General features: G+C 56.9%; 23 protein-coding genes. 20 read left to right on the forward strand and 3 right to left on the reverse strand.

Going from position 1 to position 15,738, the window contains the following annotated elements; genetic code table 11:
• Positions 1–77 precede the first annotated feature (77 nt).
• From NG99_RS22385 to traF, 16 genes are read left to right on the forward strand one after another with little or no spacing between them, the layout of a single operon-like run.
• Entirely contained in the window at positions 78–482 is a 405-nt protein-coding gene (locus NG99_RS22385) for a type IV conjugative transfer system pilin TraA (RefSeq protein ID WP_034898004.1), read from the forward strand.
• A 19-nt stretch (positions 483–501) separates the two neighbouring features.
• Positions 502–807, forward strand: a complete 306-nt coding sequence (gene traL / locus NG99_RS22390; protein ID WP_034898006.1) for a type IV conjugative transfer system protein TraL — start codon at positions 502–504, stop codon at positions 805–807.
• 18 nt (positions 808–825) lie between these two features.
• Entirely contained in the window at positions 826–1,395 is a 570-nt protein-coding gene (gene traE, locus NG99_RS22395; protein ID WP_034898008.1) for a type IV conjugative transfer system protein TraE, read from the forward strand.
• The gene (locus NG99_RS22400; RefSeq protein WP_034898010.1) at positions 1,379–2,152 is read left to right on the forward strand and encodes a TraK domain-containing protein; all 774 of its coding nucleotides are present in this window, start codon (positions 1,379–1,381) and stop codon (positions 2,150–2,152) included. Before traE ends, NG99_RS22400 begins: the two co-directional genes overlap by 17 nt.
• A complete protein-coding gene (locus NG99_RS22405) occupies positions 2,145–3,512 on the forward strand; it encodes a TrbI/VirB10 family protein (RefSeq protein ID WP_034898012.1) in 1,368 nt (455 codons plus the stop codon). Before NG99_RS22400 ends, NG99_RS22405 begins: the two co-directional genes overlap by 8 nt.
• Entirely contained in the window at positions 3,509–3,742 is a 234-nt protein-coding gene (locus tag NG99_RS22410; protein ID WP_052130839.1) for a hypothetical protein, read from the forward strand. Before NG99_RS22405 ends, NG99_RS22410 begins: the two co-directional genes overlap by 4 nt.
• 42 nt (positions 3,743–3,784) lie before the next feature.
• A complete protein-coding gene (locus NG99_RS22415) occupies positions 3,785–4,357 on the forward strand; it encodes a TraV family lipoprotein (protein WP_034898014.1) in 573 nt (190 codons plus the stop codon).
• Positions 4,358–4,359: 2 nt separating this feature from the next.
• On the forward strand, positions 4,360–6,975 hold the full coding sequence (gene traC / locus NG99_RS22420) for a type IV secretion system protein TraC (protein ID WP_034898016.1): 2,616 nt from the start codon (positions 4,360–4,362) through the stop codon (positions 6,973–6,975).
• Positions 6,957–7,439, forward strand: coding sequence for a type-F conjugative transfer system protein TrbI (gene trbI, locus NG99_RS22425; protein WP_084110609.1), 483 nt, complete (start codon positions 6,957–6,959; stop codon positions 7,437–7,439). The genes traC and trbI overlap by 19 nt, the downstream gene beginning before the upstream one ends.
• Positions 7,432–7,647 (forward strand): TraR/DksA C4-type zinc finger protein, encoded by a 216-nt coding sequence (locus tag NG99_RS22430; protein ID WP_034898018.1) that lies wholly within the window; start codon positions 7,432–7,434, stop codon positions 7,645–7,647. The genes trbI and NG99_RS22430 overlap by 8 nt, the downstream gene beginning before the upstream one ends.
• Positions 7,647–8,279 (forward strand): type-F conjugative transfer system protein TraW, encoded by a 633-nt coding sequence (gene traW, locus NG99_RS22435; RefSeq protein WP_034898020.1) that lies wholly within the window; start codon positions 7,647–7,649, stop codon positions 8,277–8,279. The genes NG99_RS22430 and traW overlap by 1 nt, the downstream gene beginning before the upstream one ends.
• On the forward strand, positions 8,279–8,668 hold the full coding sequence (locus NG99_RS22440) for a hypothetical protein (protein ID WP_034898022.1): 390 nt from the start codon (positions 8,279–8,281) through the stop codon (positions 8,666–8,668). The genes traW and NG99_RS22440 overlap by 1 nt, the downstream gene beginning before the upstream one ends.
• Complete coding sequence (gene traU / locus NG99_RS22445; protein ID WP_052130840.1) at positions 8,665–9,660, forward strand: conjugal transfer pilus assembly protein TraU; 996 nt, start codon at positions 8,665–8,667, stop codon at positions 9,658–9,660. The genes NG99_RS22440 and traU overlap by 4 nt, the downstream gene beginning before the upstream one ends.
• Positions 9,661–9,680: 20 nt before the next feature.
• Positions 9,681–10,307: a type-F conjugative transfer system pilin assembly protein TrbC gene (gene trbC, locus NG99_RS22450; RefSeq protein WP_034898024.1), complete on the forward strand. Its 627-nt coding sequence runs from the start codon at positions 9,681–9,683 to the stop codon at positions 10,305–10,307.
• Positions 10,304–12,139: a type-F conjugative transfer system mating-pair stabilization protein TraN gene (gene traN, locus NG99_RS22455; RefSeq protein WP_034898026.1), complete on the forward strand. Its 1,836-nt coding sequence runs from the start codon at positions 10,304–10,306 to the stop codon at positions 12,137–12,139. The genes trbC and traN overlap by 4 nt, the downstream gene beginning before the upstream one ends.
• Entirely contained in the window at positions 12,136–12,924 is a 789-nt protein-coding gene (traF, locus tag NG99_RS22460) for a type-F conjugative transfer system pilin assembly protein TraF (RefSeq protein ID WP_034898028.1), read from the forward strand. Before traN ends, traF begins: the two co-directional genes overlap by 4 nt.
• A gap of 8 nt (positions 12,925–12,932) precedes the next feature.
• Here the strand turns inward: traF and vapC are convergent, their stop codons facing one another.
• Both vapC and vapB read right to left on the reverse strand, forming a co-directional pair.
• Complete coding sequence (vapC, locus tag NG99_RS22465) at positions 12,933–13,331, reverse strand: type II toxin-antitoxin system tRNA(fMet)-specific endonuclease VapC (protein ID WP_034898030.1); 399 nt, start codon at positions 13,329–13,331, stop codon at positions 12,933–12,935.
• The gene (vapB, locus tag NG99_RS22470; RefSeq protein WP_034898032.1) at positions 13,331–13,558 is read right to left on the reverse strand and encodes a type II toxin-antitoxin system VapB family antitoxin; all 228 of its coding nucleotides are present in this window, start codon (positions 13,556–13,558) and stop codon (positions 13,331–13,333) included. Before vapB ends, vapC begins: the two co-directional genes overlap by 1 nt.
• Positions 13,559–13,663: 105 nt before the next feature.
• Here vapB and NG99_RS22475 point away from each other — a divergent pair, with 105 nt between their 5' ends.
• Both NG99_RS22475 and NG99_RS22480 read left to right on the forward strand, forming a co-directional pair.
• Complete coding sequence (locus NG99_RS22475) at positions 13,664–13,954, forward strand: hypothetical protein (protein WP_034898066.1); 291 nt, start codon at positions 13,664–13,666, stop codon at positions 13,952–13,954.
• Between the two features lie 106 nt (positions 13,955–14,060).
• Complete coding sequence (locus NG99_RS22480) at positions 14,061–14,360, forward strand: hypothetical protein (RefSeq protein WP_157032684.1); 300 nt, start codon at positions 14,061–14,063, stop codon at positions 14,358–14,360.
• A gap of 140 nt (positions 14,361–14,500) precedes the next feature.
• On the opposite strand, the gene NG99_RS22485 is transcribed toward NG99_RS22480, so the two are convergent.
• Positions 14,501–14,698, reverse strand: coding sequence for a hypothetical protein (locus NG99_RS22485; protein ID WP_034898036.1), 198 nt, complete (start codon positions 14,696–14,698; stop codon positions 14,501–14,503).
• A gap of 105 nt (positions 14,699–14,803) precedes the next feature.
• Between NG99_RS22485 and trbB the strand changes: the two genes are divergently transcribed.
• Both trbB and NG99_RS22495 read left to right on the forward strand, forming a co-directional pair.
• Positions 14,804–15,289: a type-F conjugative transfer system pilin assembly thiol-disulfide isomerase TrbB gene (trbB, locus tag NG99_RS22490; protein ID WP_034898038.1), complete on the forward strand. Its 486-nt coding sequence runs from the start codon at positions 14,804–14,806 to the stop codon at positions 15,287–15,289.
• Positions 15,290–15,299: 10 nt separating this feature from the next.
• Positions 15,300–15,731 (forward strand): hypothetical protein, encoded by a 432-nt coding sequence (locus NG99_RS22495; RefSeq protein WP_034898040.1) that lies wholly within the window; start codon positions 15,300–15,302, stop codon positions 15,729–15,731.
• Positions 15,732–15,738: the final 7 nt, after the last annotated feature.

The following is a 15,738-nucleotide window of genomic DNA, read 5'->3' on the forward strand; positions in this document are numbered from 1 at the left end:
GATTATTCAACCACTACAGGGTGCAGTGGGGGCATGTTTGCCCGTTCGTTTCATTATTCATTTAAGGAAAAAAAGAAATGGCTGATATTTCAGTGATAAATCAGGGGGCGGACGTTGTCTGCCAGGGGAATAAAAAAGGACTGTTGTCCCGTATGGTTTCAGCGGTTAAAGCTGTTCCGTCCATGGCAAACAACCGTACCGCGAAGGCGCTGTTTAAATATGTGGCCGTGCCGCTGGCATTATTCCTGGCCGCGCGCGGTATGGCACATGCCGAGGATTTAACGGCCGCAGGTAAAGCGGATGCGAATGATACGTTCGGCGCTGACTCCACCATGATGTATTACTTCATGCTGGCGGAAGTGGTGCTGGTCTTCCTGTTGTACCTCAAATCCCATAACCCGGCGACCTTCCTGCTTATTCCTGTGTTTATCGTGGTGACCAAAATCATCTTCGCCATCATTGCTGCCCGTTCAGGCGGCTGAGTTAAGCGGAGCGTAATCAATGGATGAGGAACGCGCCTCGCGCTTTACGTTTCCTCAGACACTGACAGAGCAGATGCGGCCCATCGGGCTCCCGATGGATGAAACCATAGCCCTGTTCGCACCGATGGGATGGGGCTTTTATACCGGCATGTATGTTGCCGGCCTGGTTATCGCCGTGCTGCTCTGGGTTTGTCTGAAGTATTTCAAAAAGGGAAGGGGTACAGACTGGCTGCTTAATGCCTGCTACTGGTACCTCCCGTCCTCACTCTTCAAAGGTATGTACAAGGTCATTCCCGATTCGTCATTCCGGCTGTGGCTGCGTTGATGCCCAGGAGGTATTCCCATGGACCTGAAGGCAAAGCGCCTGTCGGCCCGTTACACATCACTCATTTTTCTTCTGTTGCTGGCGTTCTTCGGCCTGAGCCTGGCCGGCAATCTGGTGGCCTGGCTGCGCCTCGATACGCTGATTAACAGTCGTGAAGAAACCTATATCCCGGTGGGGTTTGACACGCCGTTCACCCTGACGCGCAACCGGATGGACGCGAACTATCTGGAGCAGACGGCTGAGTCGCTGGTTTTCCTGCGCTACAACGTGTCGCCTGAGTCAGTGAAAGCCAACCACAAAGCGCTGCTGCGCTTCTTTGATAACGAAGCGCGACCCGCCATGCAGGACGTGCTGGCCAGCGAGGCGCAGCGCGTTATCGACAATAACGTGACGACCGCCTTTTATCTGTCCGGCTTCGACACGTATCCGTCCTCAGGCATCGTGGATATCCACGGGACAGTACAGCAGTGGATTGGCAACCGAAAGCAGCTGCCGGAAGACAAAATCATCCGGATGGTCCTGCGCTATCACCGGGGGGTTACCACCATTCAGGACTTCAGGGAGCAGGTGGATGAAAAGAAAAAATAAGGCATGTCGTCTGACGTTACTGGCAGGGCTGCTCTGCCTGGGCGCCAGCGTGCTGGCAGAGCCGGTTGCTGTGTTACCCGTAAAGGTGCCGGTTTCGCCGGACAGCCAGGTCCGGGTTGCGCTCAGCAACACGGATCCGAACCTGCTCGTGGTACCCGGCGATAGGATTATCGCCGTGGACAGTGCGCAGGGGATGTTTCTGAACGATAACAAGGCGCTGGGGCAGGCCAACGGCGGCGTGCAGCTGATGACGGCACAGACGACGCCGTTCACCTTCTATATCCGTACCGAAGGCGGGCTGACGGTGTCGGTCATTGGCGTGCCGCAGAAGCGGGACGGGCGGGTGCTGCAGTTTATCTCCGGCCGCCCGGTACAGCATGACAATGCACGTCGCTGGGAGCGGTCACAGCCCTATGTACGGACCCTGATCGCCATTCAGCAGGCGGTTCTGAGCGGTGGTGTACCGGAAGGCTTTACCGAAGCGCCGGTGGCCGCAGCCCCCGTGTTTTCCCTGCCGGGCTGTCTGTCGGTGACGCCACTGCAGATGTGGAGTGGGGGCGGGCTTCGGGTTTACCGTCTGACGGTACGTAACCGTGGCGCCAGCTCACTGGCTGTTCCTGAGCGTCTGTTTCAGGCGCGGAGTGTCCGGGCGGTGATGGTATTTCCGTTCAGCACCACGCTGATGCCGGGAACGGATACCCAGGTCTGGGTCACCGTCAGTAATGACGGTGAAGGGGAGGGTAACGCCAATGGCTAACATTAATGTGCTGACCCGGCGTAAGCAGATGGTGGTTCTGATAGCGGTTGCACTGGGCTTAAGCGCTATCGGCGGTGTGGCCTGGTATATCGGCACACCCTCAAAGGTGGCCCCCGGTAAAACGCAGGCCAAAAAACCGGTGCCGGATATGACCGGCGCGGTGACCTCCAGTACCTTCGGTAAAAAAGTCAGTGATACGGCGGTGGCTGATTTGCAGCATACCGCGAATGAAGCCGATAAAAAGCTGGCCAGCTTTGAAAATCAGCTCAATAAGCTCGCCAGTGAAAACAAAGCTTACCGGGACAAAATTCAGTCACAGGATGAGGATATCAGACTGCTGCAGACACAGATTGATGCCATGAACCAGGCCGGGGAAAGCGGTAAAGGGAATGCAGTATCCGGACCGGGTACACCCGCAGGAACATTGCCCGTGGGGAACAGTGCTAATCTGTCCGGTGCAGTACCACCACCCACCGCCTTCTACCCTGGCATTCCCGGCAATCAGACGACGGTGAATATCGCCCCGCAGCTGAATCAGGGGCTGTCCACTATGCGTATCGATTACGGCGAAAAAAAGGATGATGCGCCGGCGCTGCCGTATATCCCGTCAGGGAGTTTTGTCGGCGCGACGGTCATTGAGGGGGCGGACGCTAACGCCGCGGTTACCGGGGAAAGCGCGTCATCGCCGATGCAGTTTCGTCTGACAGGTAAGGTGGTTTTGCCGAACGACGGCGAGTATGACCTGCGGGGCTGCTTTGTCACGGCGGCAGCCTACGGTGATATCTCCAGCGAACGCGCCCTGCTGCGTACCGATCGTCTCTCCTGCCGCGTTCATGGGCACGTGATTGACCAGCCCTTCAAAGGGCACGTCTCCTTTATGGGGAAAAATGGCATCCGCGCCGAGCCGGTCATCCGCAACGGCAAGATTGTCGGTTACGCCTTTGCCGGTGGCGCCATCGATGCGATGGGCAGTTCCATCTCGAATGTCGGTTCAACCAGCGTAGGCCTGGGGGCCGCCAGCACCGTCAGCGGCGGCGATGTTGCCCGCGCCGGTTTCGGCGGCGGCACGTCACAGGCAGGCAAAACCCTTTCGGATTACTTCATCAAACGCGCCGAGCAGTACCACCCGGTTATCCCGGTCGGTGCCGGTGTGCAGGTTTCGGTCGTCTTCCAGGAAGGATTCCAGCTGCAGTATGCCGACGTGAAGAAGGAGAAGAAGCCCGCTGTATCTTCTCAGGAAAAAGCGACCGGCAACGGTATCACCATCACTAAAGAAGCGCTGCGTAGCCTTAATCTCGGGGACTCCGTTGGCGCCATGAAAGACCAGATACAGGCAGGAATGCAGGAGAGTATGCGATGAAACCCGGACATGATGATCGTGCTGTTATCCGTAAGAAACGCCCTTTTTCCCCCGAACTGGCCCGGCACGTCCTGGCGAACTGTTCAACGTTTATCTCACTGAACACACCCGTCCGTCCGTTTGCCCTGACGGACTCACCGCAGCGGGGGCATGTGATGGTCGTCGGGCAGCCCGGCAGCGGTAAAACCACCACACTCAGCGATATCCTGCGGATGACGGCTAAAAAATAACGCCATCCCGCCATTCATCTCTTTCGCTTTCCAGGACATCTTATGAACAAACTGATCATGCCTTTACTGGCAGGCGCTGGCCTGCTCTCCGGCTGTGCCGGAATGAACTCAGATTTTGACTGCAACGCTGTCGCTCATGACCGCTGCATCACCCTGGAGCAGGCCAATCAGCAGGCGGCAGGAAATGCTTCTCGCTCTGCGACACCTGATACCCGCGGTGATGCGGGAAAGGGGGAAGCGGCTGCTGAGCCGCTGCCGCGCCTGGCCCCGGTTCCGGTCTCGCCGTCACCGCTGACAGGTATTCAGGCGGCCACCCGTGATGCGGCAACGGGAAGTCGGTTACTGCCCGCGTCGCGACCGGTTCGTCCGGATGTGGGAGGCCTGGCAGTGCCTTCTCACCGACTGGCCGTCTCTCCGGTTTCTTCTGTTGTGCCGGTGATATCTCCTGCCACCGAAGCTCAACGCTATGCCGACACCGGAGTCAGTCAGCCCGTACGGGTCAATCCGACCACGGCGCGTTTATGGATTGCGGGCTGGATTGACAGCGACGATGTCCTGCATCAGCCATCGGTGGTGTCTTTTGTGGTGAAGCCTGACCACTGGGCAGGGAGCTGAGTATGGCCCTGCATGATGAACTGTTCCGTCGCCTGATGACGGACTGGCAGCGCAGGGATGGTGCCACCCGAGCCGGAGAGGTGCTGGAGGACATGGACTATCCCTCCCTGGTCAGCGTGCTGCCGTATCAGCATTACGATAATGACAGCGGCCTGTTTGTGAACCAGAAAACAGCGGGCTTTATCCTTGAGTGTACGCCACTGATTGGCGCCAACGACGGGATTGTGGATGCGCTGGATAACTTCCTGCGTAACAAACTTCCCCGCGAACAGCCGCTGAGCGTACTGCTGCTTGGCAGCAAGTGCGTCAGTAACCTGCTGGATATCGGTCTGTCGGATATGGCCTGGCAGGGCGAGCAGGCGGCGCGCTTTGACCGGGTGACCCGGGCGTTTTATGAACACGGTGCACTCTATGGTCTGCCCAACAACAAGGGCTATCCGCTGTCGCTGCGTAACTACCGTCTCTTTATCAGCTATGCCGAACCGCTGCGTCGGGATACCGGTGAACTGTTTGCCTCACTGGGACAGACCCTGAGCATTGTGCAGCAGTCACTGTTTGCCGCGAGCCTGCATTCCGTACTGCTCAATGACCACGGCCTGGCAGGGCTGGTGCGGGAGATGGTGAATTTTCGCCATGACCGCATCACGCCACCGTCCGATGAGGTGGACCCGTATGAAGAGCTGAACGCCCAGTGTGTGGCGCGCTCCATCAACCTGAAGGTCACGCCGGACTGCCTGCACCAGAGCCAGTCTTCCGCCGACGGCGGTCGGGTTAAGACCCGTATTATGAGCTACATGCCGGAGAAAAATCCGGTGAGGTTCGCGCTCTGGCAGGGCGGCAACAACCTGAGCAACCTGCTGGACCCGACCTCAACGGTGCCCTGTCCCTTTGCCATCTCGCTGACCACGGTGCTGGACCCGCAGGCGAAAAGCCAGAACGAGGCGGTACGTAAATTTGCCACCAACGACAAGCGGGCGAATTCGCCGTTCGGTAAGTGGGTACCGGGGGTGAAAAAGGCTGCCCGTGAATGGGACGGGCTGCGTGAGCGGCTGTCCACCGGACAGTCGGCGCTGGCGCGCTACAGCTTTAACGTGACGCTGTTCTGTGAAGACGACGACGATAAAGCCCTGATGTGCGAGCTGGCGCTGCAGAACACCTTCCGCGCTAATGGTATCGCGCTGTGCTCACCCACCTTTATGCAGCTGCGCAACTGGCTGTCGCTGTTTCCGTTCCTGATGCCGGAAGGGTTATGGAGTGATATGCACCGCAGCAATGCGACACTCCGGGCGGAATCCTTCAATGTTGCCAACCTGCTGCCGGTGGTGGCGGATAACCGCATCTGCCCGAAGGGCGTGCCCATTCCGTCGTACCGTAACCAGCTCTCGTATCTGGATCTGTTCGACAGCGAATCAGGGCTGGGTAACGACAACTATAACCTGGGGGTGTGCGGCACTTCCGGGGGCGGAAAATCCTTCCTGATGCAGACCCTCATCCGGCAAATTCTTGACAGCGGAGGGCGGTCCTGGGTGTTTGACATGGGGGATTCGTACAAGGCCCTGTGTGCCAACGTTGGTGGGGTATATGTCCAGGCCACCGACCTCAAATTCAACCCCTTTGCCGGCATCGTGGACATCAAAGAGTCGGCGGAGAGTATCCGTGACCTGCTGCTCGTCCTCTCGAACCCGTCAGGCAGGGTGGATGATACCGCCAAATCCATCCTGCTTAACGCGGTGCAGGCCGTATGGGAAGGAAAGGCACCGTCGGGGCGCAGGGGGAATGCCGTTCTGATTGATGATGTTCAGGCGCTGCTGAAAGCCTGGACCGCTGACCCGGAATACCGGGACACCACCACGGTCCGCAGCCTGATGGAAGAAATGGTGGTCTCTCTGCACAAATACACTACCGGTGGGATTTACGGCGAGTACTTTAACAGCCCCGAACCGGCGCTCGATGACAATGTCCGCTTCTGCGTGCTGGAGATGGGGCGACTCAAGAACAAACCTGACCTGCTGGCCGCGATCATGTTCTCAATGATGATTTACGTCGAGCAGCGCATGTACCTGTCCCCGCGCAGTGAACGTAAGGCCGCCATCATCGATGAGGCCTGGAAGCTGCTGGCCAGTGAAAACGGCTTTATCGGCGATTTTATTGAGAACGGCTACCGCACGGCGCGTAAATACGGCGGGGCCTATATCACCATCACCCAGGGGATCGAAGACTTTGACGGCGACAAGGCCAGTATCGCGGCCAGAGCCGCCTGGTCCAACTCATCGTTCAAGATCATTCTGCGCCAGAACCGGGAAGCGTTCCGCAAGTACAACCAGAAGAACGAAGGGCAGTTCAGCCCACCGGAGCAGACCATCATTGAGGGCTTCCCTTCAGCAAAAGACGCGCATTTCAGCGCCTTTATGCTGCGCGTGGCCGGTCAGGTCTCGTATCACCGTCTGATCCTTGATCCGCTGAGCCGGGTGATGTTCTCGTCTGACGGGGATGACTTTGAGTTCCGTGAGCAGTGCCTGAAGGCGGGGAAAACCGTCCAGGAGGCCCTGTGGCTTCTGGCCTGCAAAAAATACGCGAAGGAAATGGAGGTGCTGGAACAATGGCAGATACAGTCGTAAATCAACCGGCGTCCCCGGAATTACCGGCGGCCCCGCAAGCCACCCAACAGGATGCGTCGAACCCTCATATCGTATCAACGCCCACGCCAGAACGTCCCAACCGTCGCCGCCGGCGGTGCCTGGTCCCCGTTGCCTGCGTGACTGCGTTTATTCTGGTGATGAATGCCGGGATTTCGATGCTGCTGGCACAGTGGCAGCGCCCGGAGACGGTGAGCTTCGACATGACCGGCACGGTGAATAACTTTATGGCCCAGGTCGCCGGGCGTCATCTCAGCGATGACGAGGTGAAAGCCACTACCGCGCGTTTTAACGCGGTTCTCAATGCCACGCTGACCGACTGGCAGCGCCATCACGGTGCAGTCATTCTGGTCGCACCCGCTGTTGTCGGCGGAGCCCGTGATATTACCGCCGAAGTACAGGCCGGGGTGGCGAGCCGGATGGCCGGGGGGGACGGTGATGAGTGATGAAGTCGATGTGGCCCAGGATGTTGTTGAGCTGACGAACACCGTGGCCGTGCAGGCTGTCCGCCATCAGCTCCGGACGTCAGGGCGCGATGTCTGCCAGTCATGCGGTGAGGCTATACCTGCCGCCCGTCGTCTGGCTGCGCCCTGGGCGGCCACCTGCCTGCTGTGTCAGAGCAGGCTGGAGCACAGAAATAAGGTGGGATACTGATGCGTAAACAACCTGTTTCTCTTCTGTTCCTGGCGATGTTCTGCGCCCTGACAGCAGAGGCAAAAGATCTGGGCTCGTTTGGCGACGTCTGGCCAGTGCGGGAACAGAGCTTTCTGGCGCTGATTAAGGACCGCCTGCAGGGGCTGCAGGATAATGGCCAGCTGGCAGCATTACAGCAACAGTTCCGGGATCGGGTGGAGGCGCATACGCTGCGCCCGGTACCGGTTGAGGGACTGGCCACCGACACGCAGGCGCACACGACCTGGTATGACCCGACGTTTGTGGTCGGCCAGACGCTGGCTGATGCGCAGGGGCATGTCTTTGCACGACAGGGCGATACCCTGAACCCGCTGGATACGCTGGCGTTACATACCACCCTCTATTTTATCGACGGTGATGATGCACGCCAGGTCGCCTGGATGAAGGCGCAAACCCCACCCACGCCCACGTACAAGGTCATTCTGGTTAACGGCAATATTAAAAGTGCCGCTGATGCATTGTCAGAGCGGATCTGGTTCGACCAGCAGGGTGTCCTGACGAAGAAACTGGGTATTCGTTACATCCCGGCGATGGTCAGGCAGGACGGTAAGCGGCTGAAAATCACCTCAGCGCCCATGAAGGAGGCCCGGTGATGTTAATGACAACGTTGTTGTACCTGGTTATCAGCATCCTGCTGTCGGTGGTGATATTCCAGCGGCGGCAGTACCGCCGTCTGCGCCAGGATGCTGACGGTATCGTGATGCGCTATCTGGCGGTGGCTGAACGGTCGGAGTCTCTGGTCCGTGAGCTGACGGAGCCTTATGGCGGGGTATTGTATGATTTGATGGAGGTGGAGCAGCTTGCGGCCCGGCTGAAGGCGTTGCCCGACAGTGAGATGAGGGCGACCGCTGAGTGTATTCTTGGGCGCCTGAATGGACGCATGCGCATGTTACTGAAGCAGGTGTCTGACCGTTATCGCCTGTCTGATGCCGATCGGCAGCGCTGGCTGGGTGAACCGGAATACCCGGAGGCGGACAAATGACATTCAGACTTTCTGCTTTTCTGGTGGCCTGCGGTCTGACCATCGGTTCCTGTACGCTGGCCTCCGAACCCGAATGCCAGGGACGGTTCGTCAACCCGATCACCGATATCTGCTGGGAATGTATGTTCCCGATGACCATCGGCAATGCGGCCGTATCGTCCGGCTCGTTGCCGGATACGGAGAACCCGGGCTCCCCCATTCAGTTCTGCCCGGCCCCGCCGCCGGTGTTTGAGCGTATCGGTCTTGCGATTGGCTTCTGGGAGCCGTTTGCCCTGACAGACGTGACCCGCGCACCGTTCTGCATGGTCAATCTCGGTGGGGGCAGTATCAGTGCCGGTAAGCTCGGCAGCGGCGGCGGGAAACGCCAGGCGACGGACAATACCGGCGCCTTCTACCACGTCCACTGGTACAAATACCCACTGACCTGGTGGCTCAATATTATTACCGACCTTGGCTGCCTGCAGGGCGGGGATATGGATATTGGTTATCTGTCCGAGCTGGACCCGACCTGGGATGACAGCTCGCTGGCTTCGGTGCTGGCACCTGAAGCATTCCTTTTCGCCAATCCCATCGCGCAGGGGGCCTGTGCCGCTGATGCGCTGGCCAGTGCCGTCTCAAAACCCTTAAACCCGCTGTTCTGGTGTGCGGGTTCGCACGGCAGCCTGTACCCGTTTACGGGGTTTGTCTCCAATCAGGCCAGCCCACAGGCCGCCAGTGTCCTGCTCTCTGAACGAATGGACTACAAGCTGCACCGCCAGGGGATGATCCTGAACAGCGTCGGCGCGGATACGGCCGTGTGCTATGAGTACCCGTCTCCCGTCATGCCGAAAGACCGCTATCGCTATCAGATGGTCAATATGTATCCGGATGCGGGACGATGCCATCCGTTTGGCCGTACGGTGATGGCGTGGGAAGCCGGACATGCCACACCGGCAAGCCGGCAGAATTTTGGTTACCTCATCTGGCGCAAGCGTAACTGCGTCTTCCTCTGAGTACTCCCGGGTAATTTTCTATGAACAAACGGATGTTAACGGCGCTCTTCGGTGCACTGATGGCGGCTGCCTGTGCGCAGGCTGATGGTCTGACGGACGATCAGCAGCTTTTTCGCGCCCTGCGGGAGCAGAGTGCGGCGATACGACAACACCCACAGGACACGGCGCCGGTGCCGGACGTCAACACCCTTCTGCAGGACAGACTCTCCGGGGCCGACCGCCAGTGGATGGGGGATATGCAGCGCCGGGTGCAGTCGGCCGTTGCGCCGGACAGCGAAGTCCGTCCTGATGCGCTTTATTTCCTGTCGTTCTCCATTCCGGAAGATGGCCTGAAACAGATGGTACCGGCCGCCACCCGTTTCCATATTCCTGCGCTGATCAACGGCCTGGTGGATAACAACTTCCGTAAGACCGTGGAAGCCGTCTTTCGCCTGGCGCGGGAGAATAATCAGGGCGGGGGGCAGATAGATCCCCGGCAGTTCAGCAAATACGGTATTACCACGGTACCGGCTCTGGTGGTGACCTGTGATGCCGGATATGACCGCATCACTGGCAACATGAAACTGAAAGAGGCGCTGGAGCGGATTGCAGCCGAAGGGGACTGTGCCGAGACGGCGAAGAAACTGCTGAAGGAGGGTGCATCGTGAAAAAGCAGCTGATTCCGGGTGTTCTGTTGCTGGCATCTGCCGTATCCGTGCAGGCAAGCGAACAGTACGACGAGGCGGCAAAATATGCCGGCAGCGTGAAGGACCAGGGCATGACGGTAATGAAGGGGACCGACCCCGCAGCGACCATTCCCGGCTATACCGCGAACCCGGATGAGTCAGGGTATTACGGCGGAACCACCGCCACCAGTAATACCGACCTGGAAAACGCCGGTAACAGCGAGATGCATAACGGTGAGGCGGGTAAGACGATTATGGATGTGATCAACAATCGCCCGTCAGACCCGATTTCCACCGATGCGCCCTTTATCAGTGGTTCGCTCGATGTGGAAGACCAGGCAGAGACCCTCACCCGGGGGACGGACACGCAGTGTAAGGATGTGGACGTGAACCGGACACAAATCACCAATTATACCTGTGAGCGTACGCCTGCCGTTGAACTGGCCTGTACCCGCACGGCGACGGCGGGCGGGGGACATGAAGAAGACACGACTGAAATCCGGCAGGTGGTTATTGCGTCACAGGCGATTGCATTTTCTTCCTCTGATGCCGGTTACACCGGCGTCTGGACTGCTCCGGTGACCGGGAGAGTGGTATCCGCCACCGCCACCTATTCCTGGAATAAACATCTGGCATTTGGAAACGCCAGCTGGTTTATGCGGGTGACCACCCCTTTCGGGCTGATTTCGATGGATGAGGATACGGGGAGTCCGGCACTGAGCAGTGGTGCGCAGCTGACGGAGGGGGCGGGTATGCTGTTCGCTATTCGTACCAAAAATAGTCAGCCTGCGGCTGACGCTGTCTGGAAGAACAGTAATATGCGTTACAGCTTCACCATTACGCTCCGGGTGGAAGTGCCCGCGAAAAAATGGGTGCCCGATGTGGTCTGGACCGAAACATGTCCGTTTGACAAGTCTGACCAGGTCATGACCGGCAGCGTCTGTACTGACCCCGGTGGTGACAGAGTATTCACCTTTAACGGTCAGCAGTACACGCTTCACAGCGACTGCTGGCAGTACACCGACACGTATGTGTCGCAGTCTGCAGATAACGGAACCTGCGATCAGTATATGAACAACACCGCCTGTACGGTCGCCAGCACCACCTGCCTGGAATCGCTGAATGGTCACTGTCTGCGGGAACAGGCCATCTTCTCCTGTGAAGAAAAGGTCAGTGGCTCAGCCCAGCTGTGTGGGGGTGACCTGGTCTGTGCCGATGGCAGTTGCGATCACCTTGAAAATAACAGCGTTAACGATTTCCAGTCAGCCGTCTCCGGTCTGGCGGCACTGGCAGCAGCAGGAAAAGACATTGCGGCGCTGAACGGTGTCAACGTATCCGCTTTTACCGGTGAAGGGCACAGCTGCCGTAAGGCGATGGCCGGTTTCAGCAACTGCTGTAAGGACAGCGGCTGGGGTAATGATGCCGGGCTTGCCAGCTGCAATACCGAAGAAAAGGCGCTGGCGGAGGCCAAAAAACGCAAGCTGAGTATCTACGTGGGGTCGTATTGTGCGCACAAGGTTCTGGGTGTTTGTCTGGAGAAGAAAGAAGGCTACTGCCAGTTTGACAGCAAGCTCGCGAAAATCGTCCAGGACCAGGGGCGTCGTGGTCAGCTGGGCATCGGTTTCGGCAGCGGTGACTCGCCGGACTGCCGGGGACTGACGGTTGATGAACTGAAGCGCCTGAAGTTCGATCAGATGAACTTTGCTGATTTCTATGACGATCTGGAGAACGGCACCACGCTGCCGGCCGACCAGACGCTGATTGACCGGGTGAAACAACAGATTGCTGACAAAATGGCCGGAGGTGTTCAGTGAAGCCTGCCCTCCCGGTGCTGCTCCTGCTGTTGTCCGCCGGTGTGCTGGCGGACAACACGCCACAGCAGCCCGCGCCTTCATCCACCGGCACCTATGTGGATACCCCGATCGTCGGCTGGCACTGGTACAACGAGCCACAGCCGGAAGACGACCCCGAAGAGGACGACACCGTTCCACTGAGCGTCCTGCCACCAAACTTACAGATGTCGCTGCTGCAGAAGCTGACAAAAGAAAAGCTCAACAGTGCCATTCTGGCCCCTTCGCCTGAGAAAGCGGCAGATTATCTGCGGATGCAGTCTTACCTGGTGAACCTGTCCGGGCAGTTTACGCAGTCGGCCAAAAAGGCGCTGCTGCTGTATCCGTACCTCGACTACAACCTGGCGCACAGCCGGTATAACAGCACTGCAACGCTGCAGCAGACGGCGGCACGTCAGCAACAAAATGACGCCATTCATGAGCTGGGGCAGCGCTATGGCCTGTTCCTGTTCTACCGGGGCAGCAACCCGGTTGATAATCAGATGGCCACCGTAGTCAGCCAGTTTTCACAGCAGTACGGGTTATCGCTTATTCCGGTGAGCATGGACGGGGCGCGAAGTGACGGGCTGCCGCAGACCCGGCCGGACAGCGGACAGGCGGCGCATATGGGCGTCAGTCAGTTCCCCGCATTAATGCTGGTTGAACCTGGCAGCGAACATTACCAGCCCCTGGCATATGGTTTTATGACCCAGGATGACCTGGCCCGTCGCTTCCTTGATGTGTCCACGAATTTTAAAGCGCAGTATTAATCGTTGAATCAGAGCCAGTCTTCACTCCGCACCCCGGAGACGCGGGAGAATTCCCGCATGTTGTTGGTCACGACAATCAGCCCCCGACTGCGGGCATGACCTGCGATCATCTGATCATACGGTCCGATGGGCTGACCTGCTTTTGCCTGTTCAGCTCTTATCTGCCCGGTATGTGTTGCTGCCTGAATATCGTAATCCAGTACCGCCAGACGGGCGGTAAAACCTTCAATAACTGCAATGTTGCGTTCGGGGGCGCTGCTTTTCTCCGCCCCGCAGATAAGTTCCATCAGCGTTATTGTGCTGATACACAGCTGTTGCCGGTGCAGATTGAACTTCTGTCGTACGGCCTCCGGTTTGTTTTTGATGGTGAAAATGCAGATGTTGGTGTCCAGCATGTACTTGATCATCAGAAGCTTTCCCGTTCCTGCATGTCGGGTTGTTCACGGGCTGACATGAAGTCAGAGGATGCCGTTTCTTCTTCAAACCAGGCATCCCAGGCCTCGCCAACGGGTGAAATGATGCGGGTACGGCCTACGGCGACCACATCAACATGTTTAACGTCATCGGGAAGCGCGACAGCTTTGGGTAAGCGAACCGCCTGGCTGCGGTTGCTCAGAAAAACGGTGGTTTCCATCATGAGCCTCTTTGTGGGATATACAGTGCGTATATCCAGTATGGTGGCACTCATGTATATGTCAATGGGATATACATTATTTTTAACCTTTACGGGATGAATACAGTGAATAAGAAAAGTGAGAAGGTCAGCCCAAAAGAGAAGCAGGAAAACCTGCTGCTGTTTTGCGGCGGGGCGTTTATGACGGCGGGGCCGGTGTTCTGGTTCCTGATGAACAGCGCCGTCAGCGCCCGCGTACTGACGCTGAGCCGGGATATGGCCAGTCTGATGGACATAGTTAATGTCATTGTTGCGCTGCTGTTTTCGGTATCAGGGGCCGCACTGGCGCTGGCAGGTTGGGGGATTTCAGCCTGGCATGCCTGGCGGGAACTGAAGTCTGATGAGGCCGGAGCCTGAGGTATATCGTGAAACGAATTCTGTCTGGCTCATTTTTCTGGATGGGCAGGGACTAATCCAGCCTGTACCGGACTGTTCGCCTGACGCTGAAAGAGGAGAAATGACAGTGGAACATCTGTTTGATATCAGAGTAAAGACACTGGCTATTAATGCCCTGACGATAATCCCGTTTTTGTTTTATTTCCATCGCAACGTCTGGCCGCCATCTTTGCAGGGGGGCTGGGTTTTGGTGATGAACCTGATCCCCTGGTTCATGATGCTGTTCCAGCTCATGATCGCTGAAACGCTGGCCGGGCGTTTTCATATTTTCAGACGCAGTACTGCAATGGTTATTCTTGCTGTTTTATTGTCCGCAGGGAATGTTGTTTTTTCCTGGCAGGCTTATATGTCAGTAGTGTTTTCATAATAAATCAGGTCTCCCCGCAATCGTTAAAAGAGTCAGCGTAAGGACAAGTTCTGCGATGATTATCCATATCATAAATAACAGAACGCCTGGTAATGTTCTGGTGTTCGCTATTTTGCAGAAGTAACCCCATGTGACGGCTGCTAACCACAGGAAAATGAATATGCCAGATGCTGAAAGGGAGATCGCAAAACAGTATCAAGTACGGATAGGTTTGCTTTACTGGTGAAGTGAACGATGGCTGAAATAATTAATCCCAGCGCGGCATTTCCCATAAGCGTTTCTCTGATGATATCCCTTATTACGAACAACACATCAGGCTTATCAAGAATACTCTTCATTTCAGTTGAATCCTTTCATCATTTATTGCAGGGCATACAATGAAAAAACATGATACATCAGTTTTAAAACGCATTCGAAGGATAGCCTGTTATGGGGTGTTATCCATGCTTCCTGTTCATCTGGCATCCGCATCCACGCTGGACGAAATCAGGGCGCTTGAATCCGCCAGGAGACAGCCTTCACAGTCACAGCCTGAATTATCACAGGGCAGGTCTGCTGAGTCAGTGCGGGCATATTCTCTTCCTGACGGGCGGCAGATTAACGTGGCAGACTACCGCATTGTGTTGTTTATGCAGGCTTCCTGCCATTACTGTCAGCAGTTCGACCCGCAGCTTATCCAGTTGTCCACGCAGACGGGCTTTAAGGTGTTTCCCTATACGCTGGATGGACAGGGTGACGCCAGCTTTCCTGATGCGATCCCTGCGCCACGGGCCGTGCTGGATCAGTTTTTTGGCCCCGGCAGTAATGGCGTGACGCCCACAACGTTTCTTGTGAATGTGAATACCCTGCAGAGCTGGCCTCTGGCACAGGGGCTGACGGATATGAATTCCCTGTTACAACGAATCAGTCAGGCACTGATGATAAAATAAGGACGTTATTATGTTGAAATTGATTGTCACTACCACTCTGGTTTTGGGCTATTTTCTGACTGCTGTCTGGATGTTTATATTTAATGTTGACCTCAATGATATGGGGATTCCGGCATTTGCTCTGGGAGAGTACGAAGCCAGCGCCGCTCTTTTGGGTTTTGCCGGACTTATATTTTCCCTGTTGCCTGCATATTGTCTGACAGTCGAATATTTACGTCCGGGGGATGAGGTGACATCACCGGGAGGAATTATCAGGATCTGGTGGCCTCTGCTGATTATCTGTGCCCCGGCAGCTATCGCCGTATTCCATGCCCAACGGGATGTTGACTGGCTGGGGAACATGGGTATGCAAACGACTTTTATGATTGCCCCGCTGACGGCTGTTGTTTTTGCTGTCATTATCTTTCAGCGCGAGACTATCAGACGACTTTCTGATAAGTAAACGGGTG

The sequence above is a fragment of the Erwinia typographi genome, assembly GCF_000773975.1.
In the GTDB taxonomy this organism is placed as follows: Bacteria; Pseudomonadota; Gammaproteobacteria; order Enterobacterales; family Enterobacteriaceae; genus Erwinia; species Erwinia typographi.

Excerpts from the sequence above, each read along its gene's own strand:
- NG99_RS22430 (WP_034898018.1), top strand. The coding sequence starts at position 7,432 with ATGAGTGATGAAGTCGATGTGGCCCAGGATGTTGTTGAGCTGACGAAC.
- traL (WP_034898006.1), top strand. The coding sequence starts at position 502 with ATGGATGAGGAACGCGCCTCGCGCTTTACGTTTCCTCAGACACTGACA.
- vapC (WP_034898030.1), bottom strand. The coding sequence starts at position 13,331 with ATGATCAAGTACATGCTGGACACCAACATCTGCATTTTCACCATCAAA.
- traU (WP_052130840.1), top strand. The coding sequence starts at position 8,665 with ATGACATTCAGACTTTCTGCTTTTCTGGTGGCCTGCGGTCTGACCATC.
- NG99_RS22400 (WP_034898010.1), top strand. The coding sequence starts at position 1,379 with ATGAAAAGAAAAAATAAGGCATGTCGTCTGACGTTACTGGCAGGGCTG.
- trbI (WP_084110609.1), top strand. The coding sequence starts at position 6,957 with ATGGCAGATACAGTCGTAAATCAACCGGCGTCCCCGGAATTACCGGCG.
- trbB (WP_034898038.1), top strand. The coding sequence starts at position 14,804 with ATGCTTCCTGTTCATCTGGCATCCGCATCCACGCTGGACGAAATCAGG.
- NG99_RS22440 (WP_034898022.1), top strand. The coding sequence starts at position 8,279 with ATGTTAATGACAACGTTGTTGTACCTGGTTATCAGCATCCTGCTGTCG.
- traW (WP_034898020.1), top strand. The coding sequence starts at position 7,647 with ATGCGTAAACAACCTGTTTCTCTTCTGTTCCTGGCGATGTTCTGCGCC.
- trbC (WP_034898024.1), top strand. The coding sequence starts at position 9,681 with ATGAACAAACGGATGTTAACGGCGCTCTTCGGTGCACTGATGGCGGCT.
- NG99_RS22410 (WP_052130839.1), top strand. The coding sequence starts at position 3,509 with ATGAAACCCGGACATGATGATCGTGCTGTTATCCGTAAGAAACGCCCT.
- NG99_RS22385 (WP_034898004.1), top strand. The coding sequence starts at position 78 with ATGGCTGATATTTCAGTGATAAATCAGGGGGCGGACGTTGTCTGCCAG.
- NG99_RS22485 (WP_034898036.1), bottom strand. The coding sequence starts at position 14,698 with ATGAAGAGTATTCTTGATAAGCCTGATGTGTTGTTCGTAATAAGGGAT.
- traC (WP_034898016.1), top strand. The coding sequence starts at position 4,360 with ATGGCCCTGCATGATGAACTGTTCCGTCGCCTGATGACGGACTGGCAG.
- NG99_RS22415 (WP_034898014.1), top strand. The coding sequence starts at position 3,785 with ATGAACAAACTGATCATGCCTTTACTGGCAGGCGCTGGCCTGCTCTCC.
- NG99_RS22495 (WP_034898040.1), top strand. The coding sequence starts at position 15,300 with ATGTTGAAATTGATTGTCACTACCACTCTGGTTTTGGGCTATTTTCTG.
- NG99_RS22405 (WP_034898012.1), top strand. The coding sequence starts at position 2,145 with ATGGCTAACATTAATGTGCTGACCCGGCGTAAGCAGATGGTGGTTCTG.
- vapB (WP_034898032.1), bottom strand. The coding sequence starts at position 13,558 with ATGGAAACCACCGTTTTTCTGAGCAACCGCAGCCAGGCGGTTCGCTTA.
- traE (WP_034898008.1), top strand. The coding sequence starts at position 826 with ATGGACCTGAAGGCAAAGCGCCTGTCGGCCCGTTACACATCACTCATT.